Origin of the sequence: Flavobacterium maritimum, assembly GCF_040049085.1 — a bacterium.
GTDB classification, from domain to species: domain Bacteria; phylum Bacteroidota; class Bacteroidia; order Flavobacteriales; family Flavobacteriaceae; genus Flavobacterium; species Flavobacterium maritimum.
Map to the genome: position 1 here is coordinate 267,206 of NZ_JBDLZY010000001.1, position 18,807 is coordinate 286,012.

Genomic DNA, 18,807 nt, shown 5'->3' on the forward strand with positions numbered 1-18,807 from the left:
TAGATTCAAAAGTTATTTTATAATTCGAAAGGTAAGGTTAATTCTGGGGCCTGTTGGTTTTGCTGTTTTTGGAATTTGGTGTTTCCAGAAATGCTGGGTCGTTCCCTTCATCAATAATAAACTACCGTGTTCCAAAACGATACTTTTTTTCTTTTCCTTATCAGTATTGTGTTTCAGCTGAAAAGTTCGTGCCGCCCCGAAACTCAAGGAAGCAATTATGGGATTGATACCCAATTCTTTTTCATTGTCAGCGTGCCAGCCGTTACTGTCTTTTCCGTCGCGATAATAATTCAGTAAAACGGTGCTGAACTCTGTTTCGCAAATACTTTCGACATAAAATTTGATTTTTTGTAAAATAGGTGTCCAATGATGGGGTTGCATCGTGATATTCGAGTACGAATAGGGTTTTCCTTCGTTTCCAAACAATGCTGTTAGTCTGGGTTGGGCATGTGTTTTTCCAAAAACCCGAATTTCATCCTGTTGCCAAGGAATCGTGTTTTTTAATTCCGTAAAGATTTTATCCGCTTCATTTGTATCTAAAAAATGGGGATAGTAGATAATTTCGGCATCCGGTAAATCCAGAACGATGGGTTCCTGTTGAAAAAGTGAATTCATTTTGTAAAAATAAAGAGAAAAATAAAACTTTTAGATTCTATTTTTCTCTTTGAATTTAAATCAAAAATGAAGTTATACTTCTGAGTTGTCCTGCAATAAATTTTTATAAATAAACCCAGCCACAATAGCCCCTAATATTGGTGCAACCCAAAACAACCATACTTGTGATAAAGGTTCTCCTCCAACAAATACCGCCTGAGACAATGATCTTGCCGGATTTACGGAAGTATTGGTAATCGGGATACTAATTAAATGGATTAAAGTCAAGGCTAGACCGATAGCAACTCCTGCGAATTTACCGTTTGCAAATTTATCAGTAGCTCCAAGGATAACCAATAAAAAGAATAGAGTCAAGACAAACTCCGCTATAAAAGCTGCTTGCATGGAGTATCCGTCTGGTGAAAAAGCGCCAAAACCATTGGAAGCAAAAGCACCCGCTTTGGTATTATCTATCATGAAACCGGCTTTACCTGAGGCAATGGTGTATAAAGTTCCTGCGGCAGCAATCGCTCCTATACATTGCGCTATGATATAAGGGACTAATTCTTTTGCTGAAAATCTTCCTCCTGCCCATAGACCAAAAGAAACGGCAGGATTAAAATGCCCGCCTGAGATATGTCCTACCGCATAAGCCATGGTTAAAACAGTAAGTCCAAAAGCCAATGACACTCCCGCAAAACCAATTCCTAAATCAGGAATTCCAGCGGCAAAAAGAGCACTACCACAACCACCAAATACTAACCAGTAGGTTCCGAAAAATTCTGCTAATAGTTTTTTCATAATAGATTATTTAAATTAAAGGTTACGTGTTTAAACTGTATATTGAAATGCCCAATAGATCAAGACAAATTGTAAAGGCATTCGCAAAAGTAAAAGCCATTTGGGTAAGCCCATGCCTGCTTTTTCGTTTTGAAGCATGTATAGATGTGTTGGAAAAACGACAATTAGCAAAGCTATAATTCCCCAGGAAGCGTAACTGGAAAACATGGGGATGCAAAGGCTGATTCCTAAAAAGATTTCTGCAAATCCACTGATGCCATTTAATAATTTTGGATTTGGAAAATATGGGGGGATGATTTTTAGGTAAACACGAGGGGTTTTAAAATGATTAATTCCTGCTAGAATATAAACAAAGGCCATTACATATAGATGCCAAGGTAAATTCATAATCGATTGTTTCTTACGAATTTATAAAAAAATTAACACAATTGGCAGAATTGCGCGAATAATTTTTAACACACTATATATTATGAAATTTTGCTTTTTTATGATTTGTATTCATCAGGACTATGGCCAAAATGATTAAAATGATACCAAGCCACTGTATGGTGTTTACATTTTCATTCAAAAGAAAATAAGCCATAGATACTGATACAGGAAGTTCTAAAGCAGAAACGATGCTTCCAAGACCAATTCCGGTATGAGGAAAACCGGCATTCATTAAAAGCGGTGGGATTATAGTTCCAAACAGGGAAAGAATAATTCCCCATTTTGTAAAAATAGTAAAGTTGAACGCCGTTGTTTGCGTTGCGAAAGCAAAAGCAAAAACAATAATTGCACCACCAAGCAACATGTATAAACTGCGTTGTGCCGAAGAAATATTTGTGGCCACACGATTTGCGGTAAACATTGTAGTGGTAAAGGAAGTTGCAGATAAAAGACCTAATACTATTCCTCTCCAATCCAGTTGGATTTCGGTTTTTATAATATTTGTAGCCAAAACAGTTCCAATTAAAACAATTAGTACCGATATGATTTTTTTGATTGAAGGGATTTTTTTATCTAAAATCATTTCTAATAAAACACCAATCCAAACGGTTTGCATCAACAAAACAATAGCAATAGAAACAGGGATGAACTTTACGGTCAGATAATAAAAGACACTTGTTAGTCCCAAAGAAGTTCCAGCAAGCATCAAATGAAAAATATTTTTTTGGGATGCTTTTACAACAGTATCTCGTTTTTTTGCTTTTTGAAAAGTATTGATAAGGAGTATTCCAAGTATTCCCAATATAAATTGAGATACTGTCACTTCGGCTGTTGTGTATCCTTCGTCATAAGCCATTTTTACAAAAGTAGCCAGCATACCATAACTAGTGGCGCCAAGTCCAACCAAAAAAACACCTTTCAATACATTCTTCTTTGTCATTTGTAAAATTTTAAAAGCGGGCAAAGATAGGCTTTAGTTGCGAATTGTAATTTTGTTATATCTAAAACTTTATACGATTATTCTTTGATCTCTTTTCCTACCAAATCACTCAAATGTACCCGCAGCGCATCTACAGAGATATTAATTTCCCAAAAAGATAAACCTAAAGAGATTAACAACGAAAGCAAGCTAAATCCGAAGAGATAAATACTAGCCAATTGTTGATCCAGAAACAATAATAACATGGTGAAAACAGAAAGGAATAAACTCAAAACACCTGCCATTTGCATGTAACGAATAAGAGTAAGCCGCAGGTTAAGATTTTTGATTTCCAATAAAATCATTTTGTTTTCTTTCTCCTTATAGGTTTTTTTTAATCCCCGAACGATTGTTGCAATGGTTAGGAATCTGTTCGTATATGCCAATAGAATTAATGAGGTGGCCGAGAAAAGTAATGCTGGAGTTTCAATGTGTAAGGTCATTGTTGTTTTAATTAGTAATACAATTACTTCAATCCTGAAGACTTGTTGCAAAGGTCGCTATTCTTTTGATTACTTAGTACACAGATGGCTATTTGAAAACAAAAAAAATCCTCGATATTCGAAAATAACGAGGATTTGTTTCATCAAGGAAAAGAAGCTTACATATTTAGACTAAATACTAAACCATTTTCGTGTGTATAGGTATATTTAGCATCGCAATCACCGGTTCCGTAATCCACAACACCGTTCAGGAATTCTCCTTTTAATTCTAATTTTCCTTTTGAAATGTATTCACAGGAGTATTTTTTCACCAAAGGTTCTAAGACTGTTAAAGTTAATGTTGAACCATTCTCTTTTGTGATTGTGTGACTCCCTTGAGTCATTTCATATAAATTATCATCTAACAAAAGAGGTGTTAAAGCACCTTCAGTTTGTTTCATGGTATGTGATCCGGAGTGTAGAAATATATGTCCGTTGGCATCAGTAAGTTTTCCATCAGTTACAGTTCTGGTCCATTGTGGGACAGCACTTGATGTCGTTTCGTTTACATAATTTACAATTCCTTCAATTTTTGAGCCATTGATATAATAGTTCTCTCTTTCTATTTTCATAGTACTTCCATAAGTACTGATGTAATTGGAAAGGGTAATTTTTAATTTTCCTTTTCTGGTGATATTGTTAGTTGTGCAACCTGTTCCAAAATCGACATAAAATATTTTAGGGAAAGCATTTGCCGTAGGAGTTTCCATGGTTACAACGGCACAATTACCAACCAGTGAAGAGGTCTTAGCGCTTAGGGTGCTTTTAGCACTTGTGTTGTCTAAGGCGACTTGCATTCCGGTTTTAAAATCAATTTCGTTTGAAGCATCAATTGCTACAGAAGCAACAACAGCGTTCGTATCGGCAGCCTCTATGGCTTCTTCCTTGGTACATGAAACGGTTGTTAAAAGAACAACGGCAAGGGACGAGAATAAAAATTTAATTTTTTTCATTTGGTTAGGTTTAAATTAGATTATGTGGCTTGCCAAAAATAGTAAAAATAAGTTTATATCAAAGGAAAAACCCTGTAAGTCTTGACTTACAGGGTTTTTGATTGTTGTTTGAGTATTTTAAAATTTATTTGATCATCTCAAAACTTCTTTTTACAAAAGCAGTTAATGCTTCTCCTTTCAATAAGTTTTGGGATAATTTAGCCAAATCTAAAGCTTGTTTTACCAAACTTTCCTGCGCTGATTTGTCTTCGGTTGTAAGGATTGTTGTAGCCAAATCTGAATTGGTATTTACGACCAAATTGTACATTTCCGGCATATTGCCCATGCCAAACATTCCGCCGCCACCAGACTGACTCATTTCTTTCATTCTACGCATAAATTCAGGTTGCGTAATAATGAAAGGAGCTGCCTGACTGTCCATTGCTTCTAACTGCACTGAATAGTTTTGTTTTGGAACAATAGTTTCTAAAACAGTTTTTAGATTGTTTTGTTCTTCTTCAGATAATTTAGAAATGACAGTATCCTCTTTCTTAATTAAATTATCGATATGGTCAGAATCGACACGTACAAAAGTTAAACCACTGTTGTCGCTTTCTATTTTTTGGATTAAATGCGAGATAATTGGCGAGTCAAGTAATAAAACTTCATATCCTTTATCTTTCGCAATTTCGATATAAGAGTGTTGAGCTTCTTTGTTTCCAGCATATAAAACAACCAATTTTCCGTCTTTGTCGGTTTGTTTGTCTTTCAGGTTTTCTTTTAATTCATCCAGCGTGAAGTATTTATCATCTACCGTTGGGTACAATACAAAAGCTCCTGCTTTTTCGTAGAATTTGTCTTCTGAAAGCATTCCGTATTCTAAAACGATTTTGATATCATTCCATTTTTTCTCAAAATCCTCACGGTTTTCGTTGAATAAGGCTTTTAGTTTATCGGCAACTTTACGGGTGATGTAATTCGAAATTTTCTTCACAGCTGCATCGGCCTGTAATCCTGAACGAGATACGTTCAAAGGAATGTCTGGCGAATCAACAACACCTTTTAACATCATTAAAAATTCAGGAACAATTCCTTCTACATTGTCCGTTACATACACCTGATTTTGGTACAACTGTATTTTATCTTTCTGAATTTGTAAGTCGGAACCTAATTTTGGGAAATATAAAATACCGGTCAGATTGAACGGATAATCAACATTTAAGTGGATGTGAAACAAAGGCTCTTCAAATTGCATTGGATACAATTCGTGGTAGAAGTTTTTATAATCCTCATCAGATAAATCTGTTGGAGGTTTGGTCCATGCTGGATTTGGATTGTTGATAATGTTATCAACTTCAACCGTTTCTGCTTTATAATCTTCAGGAGCATCTTCCGGTTTAGGAAGCGTTTCCGTTTTTGTTCCAAATTTAATTGGAATAGGCATGAACTTGTTGTATTTATTCAACAGTTCTCTTATTTTGAACTCTTCCAAAAATTCTAATGAATCTTCGGCAATATGTAAAATTATTTCCGTTCCTCGAGTTGTTTTGTCAGCCGGTTCTAATGTAAACTCAGGGCTTCCGTCACAAGTCCAGTGGGCGGCAGGCTCGTCTTTAAATGATTTAGTGATGATTTCCACTTTTTCGGCAACCATAAAAGCGGAATAAAAACCAAGACCGAAATGGCCAATGATTCCAGAATCTTTTGCAGAATCTTTGTATTTGTCCAAAAACTCTTCAGCTCCAGAAAAAGCGACTTGGTTGATGTATTTCTCCACTTCCTCTGCAGTCATCCCTAAACCTTGATCGATAATGTGTAATTTCTTAGCTTCTTTATCGATTTTTACTTCAATAATTGGGTTGCCATATTCTACTTTGGCTTCGCCAATACTTGTTAAATGCTTTAATTTTAGTGTCGCATCTGTTCCATTTGAAATTAATTCGCGTAAGAAAATTTCGTGATCACTGTATAAAAATTTCTTGATTAAGGGAAAGATGTTTTCAACCGAAACATTAATTTTACCTGTTGTCATATTTTAAATTTTAAGGGTTTTACAATCTGCTATTTTAGCTTTCAAATAAGATACCAATTAGAACCAAAGTGACAAATTGGCGTAAGCGATAATTTTATAATAAATTAATTTAATTTTGAAAGTATTTTTTTTCTAAGCATTGTATCTTTGTAGGAATATTAATTTATAAAATTTTAATCAATGAGAAAAGTAATTTTATTATGTATAGCAACTATTTTGGTTGTTGCATGTAAATCTGCATCTGAAACAACTGCACCTGCAGCTACTACAAAATTGGACAGAAGCGCTCAAGTTGGGATTAAGGGAAATTGGCAAATAACGGATGTTACCTATCCGGGATCACAGTATATTAAGGTCACTTCTTTTAGCGTTGCTGATTCTAAATGTTTTGTAGGAAGTACTTGGAGTTTTATTTCAAATAACAACAAAGGAACGATGGCCCTTACGCAATCAGGCTGTCCGGCTTTTAGTTCTTCCATTACATGGTATATAAATGAGGAAGGAAAGTTTGTGATGAAAATTTTGGACGAAGGTCTGAAATCTAAAAATGTAAAAACCGGATTTGTTCTGGGATTTGTAAGTCAATCAGAAACTTCATTCCAACTGATAGATAAAATAGATGTTGGTGGGAAAGCTACAGATGTGGTTTACCGATTTCAAAAGGTTAATTAATAAAAATAAAATATAATATAATGAAAAAAATAGCAATTTTAGGGTTAAGTACTTTGTTTGTTTTAAGCGGTTTTTTTACAAGTTGCGAGTCTGTAAAGAATGCGAATAACACACAAAAAGGGACTGCAATAGGTGCAGCTTCAGGAGCATTAATTGGAGGTATTCTTGGTAATAATTTAGGAAAAGGCGGGAATGCCGCATTAGGAGCTGCAATTGGAGCTGTTGTAGGTGGAGGAACCGGTGCCCTTATTGGAAGTAATATGGACAAACAAGCCAGAGAAATTGACCAGGCTTTACCAGGTGCGGATGTAGAAAGAGTAGGAGAAGGAATTCATTTGGTTTTAAAAGAAGATGCTGTTCGTTTTGATACTAACAAAGCTACTTTGACCGCTCAGGCGAAAACCAATTTGGATAAACTTATTCCTGTATTCAATGAATATGCAGAAACTAATATAGAGATTTTTGGTTATACAGACAGTACTGGAAAACCGGAATACAATTTGACGCTTTCTCAAAGAAGAGCAGAGTCAGTTAAAGATTATTTGGTTTCAAAAGGATTAAAAGTAAGCAGATTTAAAACATCTGGTTTAGGTATTGCTGATCCAATCGCAACGAACGATACTCCGGAAGGCAGAAGCCAAAACCGTCGTGTTGAGTTTGCTATTACTGCCAATGAAAAAATGGTACAGGAAGCTAAGGTGCAAGCGGAAAAAAAATAATCACCAAATTACATTCAAAAAAAAACTGTTTCTTAGGAAGCAGTTTTTTTTTGTTCTTCAATTTAAATTAAACATTGTAAATTTGGCTTTTCAAATACGGAACATGCTTGAATTAAAAAATATTTCCTTCGCCTACACAGATGCAACAGTTATTGAGAATGTTAGTTTTACAATTTCCCAAGGGTCTAATGTAGCTGTAATTGGTGAAAGTGGTTGCGGAAAAAGCACCCTTTTGAAATTGATTTATGGGTTATACGATCTCAATGAAGGTGAAATTTGGTATAATGATACACCCATTTTAGGACCCAAATTCAATCTTATTCCGGGAGAAGATTATATCAAATACCTGGCGCAGGATTTCGACCTAATGCCTTACATTACCGTTGAGGAAAATGTGGGTAAATTTTTGTCTAACATCTATAAAGATAAAAAGAAGGCTCGGGTTCAGGAACTTCTGGAAATGGTTGAAATGGCTGCCTTTGCGAATGTAAAAGCCAAATATCTCAGCGGTGGACAGCAACAAAGAGTAGCGCTGGCAAGGGTTTTGGCGTTAGAACCTCAGATACTTTTATTAGACGAGCCGTTTAGTCAGATTGATTCGTTTCGCAAAAATGCCCTACGCAGAAATTTGTTTCATTACTTAAAAGTAAAGGGAATCACCTGTATCATCGCTACGCACGATAGTACGGATGCTTTATCTTTTTCGGATGAAACTATTGTTATGCAAAACGGGAAAATCGTAACGAAAAATAGTCCAAAAGCCTTGTATGAAAATCCTTCTGATAAATATATTGCATCTCTTTTTGGGGAAGTAAATGACTTGAAATTGTCTTTGTTAACTTTAAATGAAAGTGATGAGGAAAACATTTTGGTGTATCCGCATCAGCTTAAAGTTAACGCTAACGGAACGCTAAAAGTAATCGTAAAGCAATCCTATTTTAAGGGGAGCCGTTATTTAGTAAAAGCTGTTTTTGATCGAAAGGTAATTTTCTTCGAACACGATTCGGAATTAGAACCCAATCAGGAAGTGAGCTTGATGAAAGCTTAGTATTTGAGGTACACAGTGTTCAGTAATCAGTAACCAATTCAGTCATCAGTGGTTTGTGGTTCTGATAACTATCAGAAGGCGAAGTCACTTTTAATTTATATAACAATTTTTGTAAAAAAATAAAACCCCAAAATCAATACGATTTTGGGGTTTTATTTTTATGTTCTGCTTTCGAAACACTGACCTGTCTTCTACTATTTGAATTAATTCTTCAAATATTTTTCTAAGAACTGATCTTGTTCCCAAAGCAGGTGAAGGATGTTTTCTTTTGCAGCATAACCATGGCTTTCTTTAGGTAAAATAACCATTCTTGCAGGAGCTCCCAAACCTTTTAGAGCCTGAAAATAACGTTCTGTCTGCAAGGTGAAAGTGCCTGGATTGTTATCCGCTTCACCGTGTACCAAAAGTAATGGTGTTTTCATTTTTTCGGCATTCATAAAAGGAGACATCGTGTTGTATACTTCAGGAACTTCCCAATAATTGCGTTGTTCACTTTGAAAACCAAAAGGAGTTAAGGTTCTGTTGTAAGCACCGCTTCGGGCAATTCCGCAAGCAAAAAGATTGGAATGCGTTAATAAATTGGCAGTCATAAAAGCACCATAGGAATGCCCACCAACAGCAACTTTTTTTCGGTTGATATAACCCAAAGCATCTACAGCATTGATAGCTGCTTCGGCATTGTCAACTAATTGAGTGATAAAATTGTCATTAGGTTCTGTAGTTCCTTCTCCAATAATTGGAAACGAGGCATCGTCAAGTACAACATAGCCTTTGGTTACCCAATATACAAAGGAACCATAATAAGGAAATGTGAATTCATTTGAGTTTTGATTGCTTTGTCCAGCACTGTTTTTGTCTTTAAATTCAGACGGGTAGGCCCAAATCAATAAGGGCAATTTTTCTTTTTTTACCTTATCATATCCTTCCGGTAAATATAAAGTGCCCGATAATTCCACTCCGTCTTTTCGTTTGTATTTGATGACCTCTTTGCTTACATTTTTAATACTTTCAAATGGATTTTTAAAAGATGTGATTGGAGTTAGGCTATTTTCCTTTTGGATGTTTCTAAAATAGTAATTCGGGTATTCGCTTTTGGACTGAATCTGAACTAAAACTATTCCTTTTTTAAAATCTTCAATTTCTAATAAATCTTCTTTTTTGTCTTTGTAAGTGGAAGTATACAATCGTTTAGACAGCAAAGTTTTTAAATTGAATTCATCAATAAATGGAAATTGTCCGTCTTTGGTGTACCCATCACCAATACGGTATGCCATGTCTTTTTCTATGGCTAAAACATATTTATTGTATTGATTTTTTCTGGTTTCAAAAAATCCCGGATCAGAGTAAATGTCTTGTGAGTTTCTATCTGAAATTACTTTTGGTTTTTGGGATAAATCAGATGGATTGATTAAATACGTTTTTGTGTTGCGGGTATCATACCATTCATCTGACACTACAGCTACAGTTTCACTCCCCCAAATAATGTCGCTATAACGTTGCGGTGTTTTTACCAATGAAGTTGCTTCGCCAGTAAATGGTGCTTCCCAAAGAAATACTTCATCTCTAAAGTCTACTTTATTGGCTTGGTCTCCTTCGTCTAAAGCTACCACATAGTATAATGTAGCGGGTTTATCATTTCTCCAGCCCATTTCTCTTTTTCCTTTGCGGACTGCCATGAATCCCTTTGGCATGATTTCATTCAAGGGAACTTCATTAACGACTTTTACTTCTTTTCCGTCTTTATCGTAAACGACTGTTTTAAAAGGAAAGCGGCTTAGTGGAACGATATATGAAAATGGTTTTTGAATTGTGTTTAACATCAGGTAGTTGCCATCGGGAGAAAAGCTTTCCCCTGCATACATGTCTGCTTTTTTAAATAAAGTTGCCGTTCCGTTGAGGTTTACTTTATATAATTCGGATGTGATGATGTTTTCAAAATTGATTTCGTCATTTTTGTTTTTCAACATATCCGGATACGTTCTGTTTTGGGATTTAGCCCCATCAGCATTGGAGATAATGGGACCTGTTGGTAAATCTTTTTTGGCATCGAGTAAAGCAGCTCTGTTTTTGGGTAACATTTTCACCAAAATAGTTTCGTTATCAGCAAACCAGTTGAATGGATTTCCAAGATTTGCATTTACGGTAGCTTCGGTTAATTTTGTTGCTTGTGCTGTAGCTACATCCAAAACCCAAAGTTCTACACCGGTATTTATAGTGTTTGAAAATAAAATCTTCTTATCATTTGGAGACCATGTTATATTACTGATTCGTGGATTCGATGGTAAACCAGCCACCTGAACTTCATCTTTGCCTTTAATTTTTCGTAATTTAAGGTTGATGATATACGTGACGGTGCTTGAAATATTGGTGACAGGATTGATTCGTAATCCACCTAATCGCAATTCTTCCTGATTTAAATCATCTAATGTTTTATAGGTGTTCCTGTAAGACAACAGCATGTATTCTTTTTTGGTATCCATGGAAACCGAAGGGGCTCTTTGGTAATCTGCCAGATCCAAAATGGTTTTGGATGGTTTTTGATAGCTGAGGTTTTCTTGTGCAAAAGCCGAAATTCCGATGCCCAAAAATAATAAGAAGGTAACTTTTAATTTCATGGATTGAATGATATTAGATTAGAGAAAGCGTAATTGTTGTGTTTAGTCTAAAATAGTGCAATTTTGTTACATTTGAAAACGAGAAGTCGTTTTAATTAGAATGCCTAGCCCTGATGGCCCCGAAGGTTCGGGAGGTATCCTTTTTCTTTCTCGCTTTTTTGCGAAAAAAAAGATATAGCGTACAGCAGGACACGAGCGAAGTGAACTGACGAAGTAAACAGCTCCTTAAAAATAGTATTGCTTATTAGTAAAAAAGTAGTAATTTGTGGGCTATTATTTTAAAGTATATTTAAATTTGCACCCTTGATTTTAATAAAATAACAAAACTATGTATCATTCAAAAATATCAGGATTAGGATTTTATGTTCCTTCCAATATTGTCACTAATGACGATTTGTCTAAAATTATAGATACCAATGACGAGTGGATTCAGGAGCGAACTGGTATTCAGGAAAGAAGGCATATCATTCGAGGGGAAGATACCACGACTACGATGGGAGTGAAAGCGGCTCAAATTGCTATTGAGCGCTCCGGAGTTGCCAAAGAGGATATTGATTTTGTGGTTTTTGCTACCTTAAGCCCTGATTACTATTTTCCTGGGCCGGGTGTTTTGGTGCAACGTGATTTAGGTTTAAGAACTGTAGGAGCTTTAGATGTGCGAAATCAGTGTTCTGGTTTTGTTTATGCTTTGTCAGTTGCGGATCAATATATCAAAACGGGAATGTATAAAAATGTTTTGGTGATTGGTTCTGAAGTACAGTCGACAGGATTGGATATGACGACTCGAGGGAGAGGAGTTTCGGTGATTTTTGGCGATGGTGCAGGAGCGGCTGTTTTGAGCAGGGAAGAAGATTTAACTAAAGGAATTTTGTCCACGCATTTACATTCTGAAGGCGAACATGCAGCGGAATTAATTGTGAAAGCACCAGGAATGGGAGGTCGTTGGGTTACAGATATCCTGGCCGATAATGATCCTGATGACGAAAGTTATTTCCCGTATATGAACGGACAATTTGTTTTTAAAAATGCGGTCGTTCGTTTTTCTGAAGTCATTAATGAGGCTTTGGAAGCCAATAATTTGGAAGTTTCAGATATTGATCTGTTAATTCCGCATCAGGCTAATTTGAGAATCGCCCAGTTCATTCAGAAGAAATTTAATCTGACAGACGATCAGGTGTATAATAATATTCAGAAGTACGGTAATACTACTGCGGCTTCTATTCCGATTGCTTTGACTGAAGCCTGGGAACAAGGGAAAATTAAATCGGGTGATACAGTTGTTTTGGCTGCTTTTGGTAGCGGATTTACTTGGGCCAGTGCTATTATCAAATGGTAAAGAGATCGTAAGAAGGATTCCTTATATAAATAAACCCCGGACTGGCATGATCCGGGGTTTATTTTTACTACAAATTATTTAAAAACTATTTTTATTAAAAGGAATTCCTCTTTTTGAATCGGTTGAATAAATAAAATTGAACCGCTTACTTTGTTAAGACGTTGACGACAATTTTTTGTTACACTTTTTTTAGTTTAAAATTGAATTACTGTTTTTTTTAACATTAAAGAGTGATTTTTGAAACAATTAAACTTGAATGTTTTTTGGGTAAGATAATATGTACTTTACCCTTTCTGTAATTGATGAATAAGCAGTATATTTGCACACTTTTAAAATTAAGTTTAGATGTCATTACAACAGATTCTTACCCCATCCATAGAGAAAGCTATTCAAACTTTGTTTGATGTATCCATTGATAAAATCGAATTTCAGGCAACACGTAAGGAGTTTGAAGGGGATATTACAATGGTTATTTTTCCGTTACTAAAAGTTATTAAAAGCAATCCGGTGGAACTTGGAAACAAGATTGGTGATTATTTAGTTGAAAATGTAGCAGAAGTAGCTCGTTTTAATGTGGTTTCCGGATTTTTGAATATTGTGATTTCAGATCAATATTATTTTAATTTCTTCAACGGAATAAGAACTAATGAGCGTTTTGGTTTTGTAGAACCCAATCCGAATGACAAAGCCATTATGGTTGAATATTCTTCGCCAAACACGAATAAACCGTTGCATTTAGGTCATGTTCGTAATAACCTTTTAGGATATTCTGTTGCTGAAATCATTAAAGCAGCGGGAAAAAAAGTGTATAAAACCCAAATCATTAACGATAGAGGAATCCATATTTGTAAGTCAATGTTGGCTTGGCAAAAATTTGGTAAGGGACAGACACCTGAATCTACAGGTTTAAAAGGAGATAAATTAGTTGGTAATTTTTATGTGGCTTTCGATAAAGCGTATAAAGAAGAAATAAACCAATTAATTAGTGAAGGCAAAACAGAAGAAGAAGCAAAGAAGCAAGCGCCAATTATTCTCGAAGCGCAGGAAATGTTATTGAAATGGGAAGCGGGAGATGAAGAAGTGATTGCGCTTTGGAAAATGATGAACCAATGGGTTTATGATGGTTTTGCAATTACCTATAAAAATTTAGGGGTTGATTTTGACCGCTACTATTATGAAAGTAATACCTATTTATTAGGGAAAGATGTTGTTCAGATTGGATTAGAAAAAGGAATTTTTGAAAAAGATCCTGATGGTTCTGTTTGGATTGATCTGACTGATGAAGGTTTGGACCGTAAAATTGTATTGCGTTCGGACGGGACTGCTGTTTATATGACACAGGATATCGGTACAGCAATCCAGCGTGTAAAAGATTTTCCAGATGTAGGAGGGATGGTTTATACCGTAGGGAATGAGCAGGATTATCATTTTAAGGTGTTGTTTTTAATCCTGAAAAAATTAGGTTTTGATTGGGCTTCCAGTCTGTATCATTTGTCGTATGGAATGGTTGATTTGCCTTCCGGAAAAATGAAAAGTCGTGAGGGAACAGTTGTAGACGCAGATGATTTAATGCAGGAAATGACAGATACCGCTCAAAAAATTGCTGAAGATTTAGGTAAATTGGAGAGTTATTCTGTGGAAGAAAAAGCAAAGTTATATAATACGATTGGTCTTGGTGCCTTGAAATATTATATTCTAAAAGTAGATCCGAAAAAACGAATCCTTTTCAATCCGGAAGAATCTGTTGATTTTGCTGGAAACACAGGCCCTTTTATCCAATATACATACGCCAGAATTCAATCCATCTTAAGAAAAGCGAATTTTGATCTTAATGCTGCATCAAGCCTAGTCGAGATGCACGAAAAGGAAAAAGAATTGGTAAAACAACTTGAATTGTTTCCAGAAGTGATTCAGAATGCGGCTCACAATCATAGTCCGGCTTTAATAGCCAACTTTACCTATGAATTGGTTCGTGAATACAATTCTTTTTATCAAGCCGTTTCTATATTGGGAGAAACAGACTTGAACAAAAAAATATTCAGAGTTCAGTTGTCTAAAAAAGTAGCAGATACTATCGCTGCCTCATTTAGATTGTTAGGAATAAACGTTCCGGAAAGAATGTAATTTTAAAAGTTTATTCTGAAACTTACATTTGGAGTTCGTTGCAATGCGTACGTTTTGACTTCTTCAATAGAATTAGTCAGTGTACTTATTCTGTAGTATTCATTAATTTCATTTTTTCGATTCAGGATATTCAATACTGATAATCCTAATTTGTACTGAATTCCTTTTGAACTTTCCCATTTATAAGTTGTTGAAAAATCGATTTGAAAAAATGGATCCAAGTGCTTATTATTTGGGGTGTTATAGGTTATTTCAGGATTGGATGGTTCTATCTCAGTGCTTATAGGTGTGGTTACGGAACGTCCTGAATACCATTTGGAACCCAATGCAATTTTTAGATTCCCTTTTTCATACATTCCTGCCCAGGAAACGATATGTTCCATTTCGAAATTGTTAGGAAAGACAGGAGGTACAAAGCTGTCGAAGGTGTAATTATTGTCATTATATGCATAGCTTAACCAAGTTAGAAAATGATTTATTTTTTTCTGTACCAATATTTCTGTGCCTATAATTTCATAATTTCCATTGATTCTCAAAAATTCTAATTGGTTTTGGAACCCTTGGCTGGAGCTGGTAATTCCGGTTACTTTTTTATAAAAATTTTCTAAAGTAAGCAGCCAGTTGTTTTTTGTATAAGTAAAACCAACGGATGCCTGTCTACTTTTTTGAATTGGAACTGTAGTATCGTTTGCTACTATCCATCGTCTTTTTTCAATTCCAAAATAGTCATTTTGCAAATCAATTATTTGATGGCAATTTTGGCTTTTTAGTTCTCCTAACACTTCCAAATTTAGATGTCTGCTAATGCTGTAACTGAATTGTAAGCGGGGTTCTACACTGTACTTTTTAAATTTTTCAGTGTAGTTGAATCGTACTCCCGTATTCAGGTGTACTTTTGATACAGTATCATTATATTGACCTTCAAGTATCACGGCATGTGTTCTTAAAACATTTTTTATTTTTCTGTAAAATTGAGGTCGGTTTACCTCGTCTAAATTGGAAACACCAATTTCGTTGAACTGATATCCATTATTAAATGTGAATTTTGAATTGATGGTATGGTTATTCTCCAATTTGAAACCATTATCCAATACTTTGTTTTCCTGTTTTACAATTTGATCGTCTTCAATTTGATTTCTTTCAGCATCGAGTTCGTAAGAAGAGGTGTAGATGTTGATGTTTGTTGTGTTTTTGGTATTCCAATTTCGTTTCCAAAAAAGATTTCCACCGTAATTTGTTTGATATAAAATATCATCTTCAGATCGAATTGTGCTATTAATTGTCGCATTTTGAAATACTTTGAGCTGATCGTTTATGGTTATTAAATCTACAATAAGATGGTCTTTCAGTCCTATCTTTTGCGAATATTTAATTGTCATATCGTAGAAACTAAACGTCTCATTACTAAAATAATTAATGTCTTGATTGTTTATGAAATCGGTTATGCTGGTGTTTTGAAAAGCTTTATCAAAATATTCTTTATAAGTGGGTGTTTTTACAAAATCGGTTACGGATTTTCGTCCTGCTATTTCTAAAAAAGCATTTTTAGAAATATTGAATTTGGAATAAAGATCTGCGTTAATCATGTTTATTCCGGCGCTAAAACTGTTTTTTTCAAAATCAGTCGGATTGGAAGAAATGGATACGACGCTTGAGACACTTTCTCCGTAGAAAGCAGAACTTCCGTTTTTATGAATAGAAATTTTATGCGCTAAATTTGGATTGAAGGCAGATATTAAACCAAAGAAATGTCCTGTTTGATACATTTTTATTCCATTCCACAAAAATAAATTTTGATCGTGAGTACCGCCTCTGACATTAATGCTGGCAACACTTTCATCGATGCTATTAATGCCTGGAATTTGCTGCATTGTTTGCAATACATCGGGTTCAATTAAGCCAGGTAATATTCCGAATTTTTTCGGTTTTATTTCAAAAGAGCCGTCAAGTTTTTTTGAAATTCCGGAAGTTAGAAATTGGTTGGCTCTGATTTCTTCCAGCTCTGTTACTTGAGGATTTAAAATAATTTTGGTGCAGTTTTTATTTTCTAAATCAAAAATTGAAATTTTTTTGCTCGCATAGCCAATGTGACTGATCGTAATTGAAGTGTTTCTTTCTTTTTTAAATTCAAAATAACCTTCTTGATTTGTTGCAATAGTATTGCCATCTGAAATCTGAATATTTGAGTTTTCTAGTGGGGTATTATCTGTATCAGAAAAAACATAACCACAAATTATTTTTGCTTTAGAAGCATCTTTGATGAAGATGTTGATAAACCTATTATCTATATTTTCAAAAGATAAATTGGTTTTTTTTTCGATATAAAGGAGTTTTTCGCCTAAAGAAAGTGATTGTGATGGAGGGCTAATTTTAATTGCAACAATTGTGTTTTCGGTGTAATTAAAACTTACATGATGTTGTTTTTCTATTGCTTCCAGAATTTCTTTTAAGTCAACTGCTTTACTTTTGCTCTGAGCGAAAATGTTCAGGACAAAAGCAAAGCAAAAGAATAAAACAAAAATCCGTTTGTAAAAAAACATTTATTTCTCTTCAAAAATTATTTTATTCGTTGTCGGTTTATTGTATTTTAAATTATAGGTAGTAGCAATAATTTGAAGAGCATCATCCAGATTGTCCGTAGGTAATTTTCCAGTGAACAAGGCATTGGTGTTGTTGGTTTTTATTTCGATGGTAACATTGTATTGTCTTTGGATTTCATCGGTTATATGGTTTAGGTTTTCTTTGTCAAAAGCCATTTTATTTTCAAGCCATTCCGGTTTTTCGGTTTCAATAATTATATTTCTCTGCTTTCCGTTTTCAAAAGTCACACTTTGTCCGTGTGTTAATATGATTTCGAAGTCCTTGTAATTTACTTTCACCCTTCCTTCAAAACAAGTTACATCAAGCCTATTTTCTCGGGCTTTTACATTAAACTGGGTTCCCAGAACCGCTACTTTGCCAAGGTTTGTGCTGACTTCAAATTTTTTACCTTTTGCCACTTTAAAGTAGGCTTCTCCTTGTAGTTTAAGATTTCTGTTATTGTCCCAATTCCATTTTTTATATTTGATTTCAGAACCGGCATTCAAAACTACTTCTGAATGGTCAGGTAGCAAAAAAGTTGTTTTTTCTCCATTTTCAGCATATTGTGTTTTCGAAGAATAATTTTGTATGACAAATGTGATTCCGAGGGCGATAACCAATAAGGCAGCAATGTTAATAAACCATTTTCTGTATAACGGAAATACTTTTGGATTTGTTTTTTTATGTTTAAGAATATTTTCCAGGGTTTTTTCTTCATCAAAATCTGCTACTTCCAAATGGGAAGTATAGTTTTTAATTTTTTCATATGTAGCAAAATCATCACTTGCTTTGAAATCGGCTAATTCTGATGCGGTAAGCTCATCATTAAGCCATTTTGCTAAGATGTAATTTTTATCCATGGTATCTGTATTATTTAGGTATAACAAGTAGAAGCTTTTTTACCCTACTTTAAATTATCAATTTCTTTTCTCAGTTCTACTAATGCGAGGTGAATTCGTTTTTCAACAGCTTTGATGCTTATGTTTAATTCTTCTGCAATTTGGCTGTATTTTTTGCCGTCAATCCGATGCATCAAAAAAGCAATGCGTTGTGTTTCATTCAAATTTTCGATTGCTTTCAAGAGTTTGTTTTCAAATTGCTTTTCTTCTAATAGGAATTCAGGGTTTTCATTTGTTTTATCAAAACCAGAGAAATTCTTTTCATATTGCAAGACTACCTTTTGGTGTGCAATTATATTAAGGGAGCTGTTGTTGGCGATTGTATAGATATAAGATTTAGCTTTTTCCAGAGGCACTGCATTACAATTTTGCCATAATTTAATAAATGCTTCTTGGGCTAAATCATCAGCCTGATCTTTATTACCATATTTATAAAATAGAAAATTCCGAAGTGATTTGGCTTCTTTTTTAAAAAAATTTGAAAAAATAATTTCGTTGCAAATGTTTGTTTTAGAGGTATTTGGCATTTTAGTTGTTGATTTTTGGCCTTGCAAAGGTATATTTT

At 34.7% G+C, this 18,807-nt stretch carries 16 protein-coding genes; 5 read left to right on the top strand and 11 right to left on the bottom strand.

Features of this window, described 5'->3' with window-relative positions; translation table 11 throughout:
- Positions 1-12: 12 nt before the first annotated feature.
- The 7 genes from ABEB23_RS01155 to htpG all read right to left on the bottom strand — a co-directional run bounded on the left by ABEB23_RS01155 (position 13) and on the right by htpG (position 6,249).
- On the bottom strand, positions 13-615 hold the full coding sequence (locus ABEB23_RS01155; RefSeq protein WP_348810538.1) for an alpha-ketoglutarate-dependent dioxygenase AlkB family protein: 603 nt from the start codon (positions 613-615) through the stop codon (positions 13-15).
- A gap of 72 nt (positions 616-687) precedes the next feature.
- A complete protein-coding gene (gene aqpZ, locus ABEB23_RS01160) occupies positions 688-1,395 on the bottom strand; it encodes an aquaporin Z (protein WP_348810539.1) in 708 nt (235 codons plus the stop codon).
- Positions 1,396-1,425: 30 nt separating this feature from the next.
- Complete coding sequence (locus tag ABEB23_RS01165) at positions 1,426-1,782, bottom strand: DoxX family protein (protein ID WP_348810540.1); 357 nt, start codon at positions 1,780-1,782, stop codon at positions 1,426-1,428.
- Between the two features lie 73 nt (positions 1,783-1,855).
- Positions 1,856-2,764, bottom strand: coding sequence for an EamA family transporter (locus ABEB23_RS01170; RefSeq protein ID WP_348810541.1), 909 nt, complete (start codon positions 2,762-2,764; stop codon positions 1,856-1,858).
- 77 nt (positions 2,765-2,841) lie between these two features.
- Positions 2,842-3,246 carry a DUF2721 domain-containing protein gene (locus tag ABEB23_RS01175; RefSeq protein WP_348810542.1) on the bottom strand — a complete coding sequence of 135 codons (405 nt, stop codon included), beginning with the start codon at positions 3,244-3,246 and terminating at the stop codon, positions 2,842-2,844.
- A gap of 158 nt (positions 3,247-3,404) precedes the next feature.
- Complete coding sequence (locus ABEB23_RS01180) at positions 3,405-4,238, bottom strand: hypothetical protein (protein ID WP_348810543.1); 834 nt, start codon at positions 4,236-4,238, stop codon at positions 3,405-3,407.
- Positions 4,239-4,362: 124 nt separating this feature from the next.
- Positions 4,363-6,249, bottom strand: coding sequence for a molecular chaperone HtpG (gene htpG / locus ABEB23_RS01185; protein WP_348810544.1), 1,887 nt, complete (start codon positions 6,247-6,249; stop codon positions 4,363-4,365).
- A gap of 180 nt (positions 6,250-6,429) precedes the next feature.
- On the opposite strand from htpG, the gene ABEB23_RS01190 reads away from it, so the two are divergent.
- The 3 genes from ABEB23_RS01190 (at position 6,430) to ABEB23_RS01200 (ending at position 8,688) form a co-directional block, all read left to right on the top strand.
- Entirely contained in the window at positions 6,430-6,921 is a 492-nt protein-coding gene (locus ABEB23_RS01190) for a lipocalin family protein (RefSeq protein ID WP_348810545.1), read from the top strand.
- Positions 6,922-6,941: 20 nt separating this feature from the next.
- Entirely contained in the window at positions 6,942-7,640 is a 699-nt protein-coding gene (locus tag ABEB23_RS01195) for a YiaD family glycine zipper/OmpA-like lipoprotein (protein ID WP_348810546.1), read from the top strand.
- A gap of 103 nt (positions 7,641-7,743) precedes the next feature.
- Entirely contained in the window at positions 7,744-8,688 is a 945-nt protein-coding gene (locus ABEB23_RS01200) for an ABC transporter ATP-binding protein (protein WP_348810547.1), read from the top strand.
- A 203-nt stretch (positions 8,689-8,891) separates the two neighbouring features.
- Here ABEB23_RS01200 and ABEB23_RS01205 read toward each other — a convergent pair whose 3' ends face one another.
- The gene (locus ABEB23_RS01205) at positions 8,892-11,303 is read right to left on the bottom strand and encodes an alpha/beta hydrolase family protein (RefSeq protein ID WP_348810548.1); all 2,412 of its coding nucleotides are present in this window, start codon (positions 11,301-11,303) and stop codon (positions 8,892-8,894) included.
- Between the two features lie 328 nt (positions 11,304-11,631).
- On the opposite strand from ABEB23_RS01205, the gene ABEB23_RS01210 reads away from it, so the two are divergent.
- Entirely contained in the window at positions 11,632-12,639 is a 1,008-nt protein-coding gene (locus tag ABEB23_RS01210; protein ID WP_348810549.1) for a 3-oxoacyl-ACP synthase III family protein, read from the top strand.
- Between the two features lie 345 nt (positions 12,640-12,984).
- On the top strand, positions 12,985-14,763 hold the full coding sequence (argS, locus tag ABEB23_RS01215) for an arginine--tRNA ligase (protein WP_348810550.1): 1,779 nt from the start codon (positions 12,985-12,987) through the stop codon (positions 14,761-14,763).
- A 2-nt stretch (positions 14,764-14,765) separates the two neighbouring features.
- Here the strand turns inward: argS and ABEB23_RS01220 are convergent, their stop codons facing one another.
- From ABEB23_RS01220 to ABEB23_RS01230, 3 genes are read right to left on the bottom strand one after another with little or no spacing between them, the layout of a single operon-like run.
- Positions 14,766-17,303 carry a TonB-dependent receptor gene (locus ABEB23_RS01220; protein WP_348810551.1) on the bottom strand — a complete coding sequence of 846 codons (2,538 nt, stop codon included), beginning with the start codon at positions 17,301-17,303 and terminating at the stop codon, positions 14,766-14,768.
- Complete coding sequence (locus tag ABEB23_RS01225; RefSeq protein WP_348810552.1) at positions 17,304-18,230, bottom strand: FecR family protein; 927 nt, start codon at positions 18,228-18,230, stop codon at positions 17,304-17,306. It abuts the gene before it with no gap.
- A 17-nt stretch (positions 18,231-18,247) separates the two neighbouring features.
- Positions 18,248-18,769 carry an RNA polymerase sigma factor gene (locus tag ABEB23_RS01230; protein WP_348810553.1) on the bottom strand — a complete coding sequence of 174 codons (522 nt, stop codon included), beginning with the start codon at positions 18,767-18,769 and terminating at the stop codon, positions 18,248-18,250.
- Positions 18,770-18,807 lie beyond the last annotated feature (38 nt).

Coding starts and splice junctions, on each gene's coding strand:
- ABEB23_RS01175 (WP_348810542.1), bottom strand. CDS start 3,246: ATGACCTTACACATTGAAACTCCAGCATTACTTTTCTCGGCCACCTCA.
- ABEB23_RS01220 (WP_348810551.1), bottom strand. CDS start 17,303: ATGTTTTTTTACAAACGGATTTTTGTTTTATTCTTTTGCTTTGCTTTT.
- aqpZ (WP_348810539.1), bottom strand. CDS start 1,395: ATGAAAAAACTATTAGCAGAATTTTTCGGAACCTACTGGTTAGTATTT.
- ABEB23_RS01155 (WP_348810538.1), bottom strand. CDS start 615: ATGAATTCACTTTTTCAACAGGAACCCATCGTTCTGGATTTACCGGAT.
- ABEB23_RS01190 (WP_348810545.1), top strand. CDS start 6,430: ATGAGAAAAGTAATTTTATTATGTATAGCAACTATTTTGGTTGTTGCA.
- ABEB23_RS01230 (WP_348810553.1), bottom strand. CDS start 18,769: ATGCCAAATACCTCTAAAACAAACATTTGCAACGAAATTATTTTTTCA.
- argS (WP_348810550.1), top strand. CDS start 12,985: ATGTCATTACAACAGATTCTTACCCCATCCATAGAGAAAGCTATTCAA.
- ABEB23_RS01195 (WP_348810546.1), top strand. CDS start 6,942: ATGAAAAAAATAGCAATTTTAGGGTTAAGTACTTTGTTTGTTTTAAGC.
- ABEB23_RS01200 (WP_348810547.1), top strand. CDS start 7,744: ATGCTTGAATTAAAAAATATTTCCTTCGCCTACACAGATGCAACAGTT.
- ABEB23_RS01210 (WP_348810549.1), top strand. CDS start 11,632: ATGTATCATTCAAAAATATCAGGATTAGGATTTTATGTTCCTTCCAAT.
- ABEB23_RS01165 (WP_348810540.1), bottom strand. CDS start 1,782: ATGAATTTACCTTGGCATCTATATGTAATGGCCTTTGTTTATATTCTA.
- ABEB23_RS01205 (WP_348810548.1), bottom strand. CDS start 11,303: ATGAAATTAAAAGTTACCTTCTTATTATTTTTGGGCATCGGAATTTCG.
- ABEB23_RS01180 (WP_348810543.1), bottom strand. CDS start 4,238: ATGAAAAAAATTAAATTTTTATTCTCGTCCCTTGCCGTTGTTCTTTTA.
- htpG (WP_348810544.1), bottom strand. CDS start 6,249: ATGACAACAGGTAAAATTAATGTTTCGGTTGAAAACATCTTTCCCTTA.
- ABEB23_RS01170 (WP_348810541.1), bottom strand. CDS start 2,764: ATGACAAAGAAGAATGTATTGAAAGGTGTTTTTTTGGTTGGACTTGGC.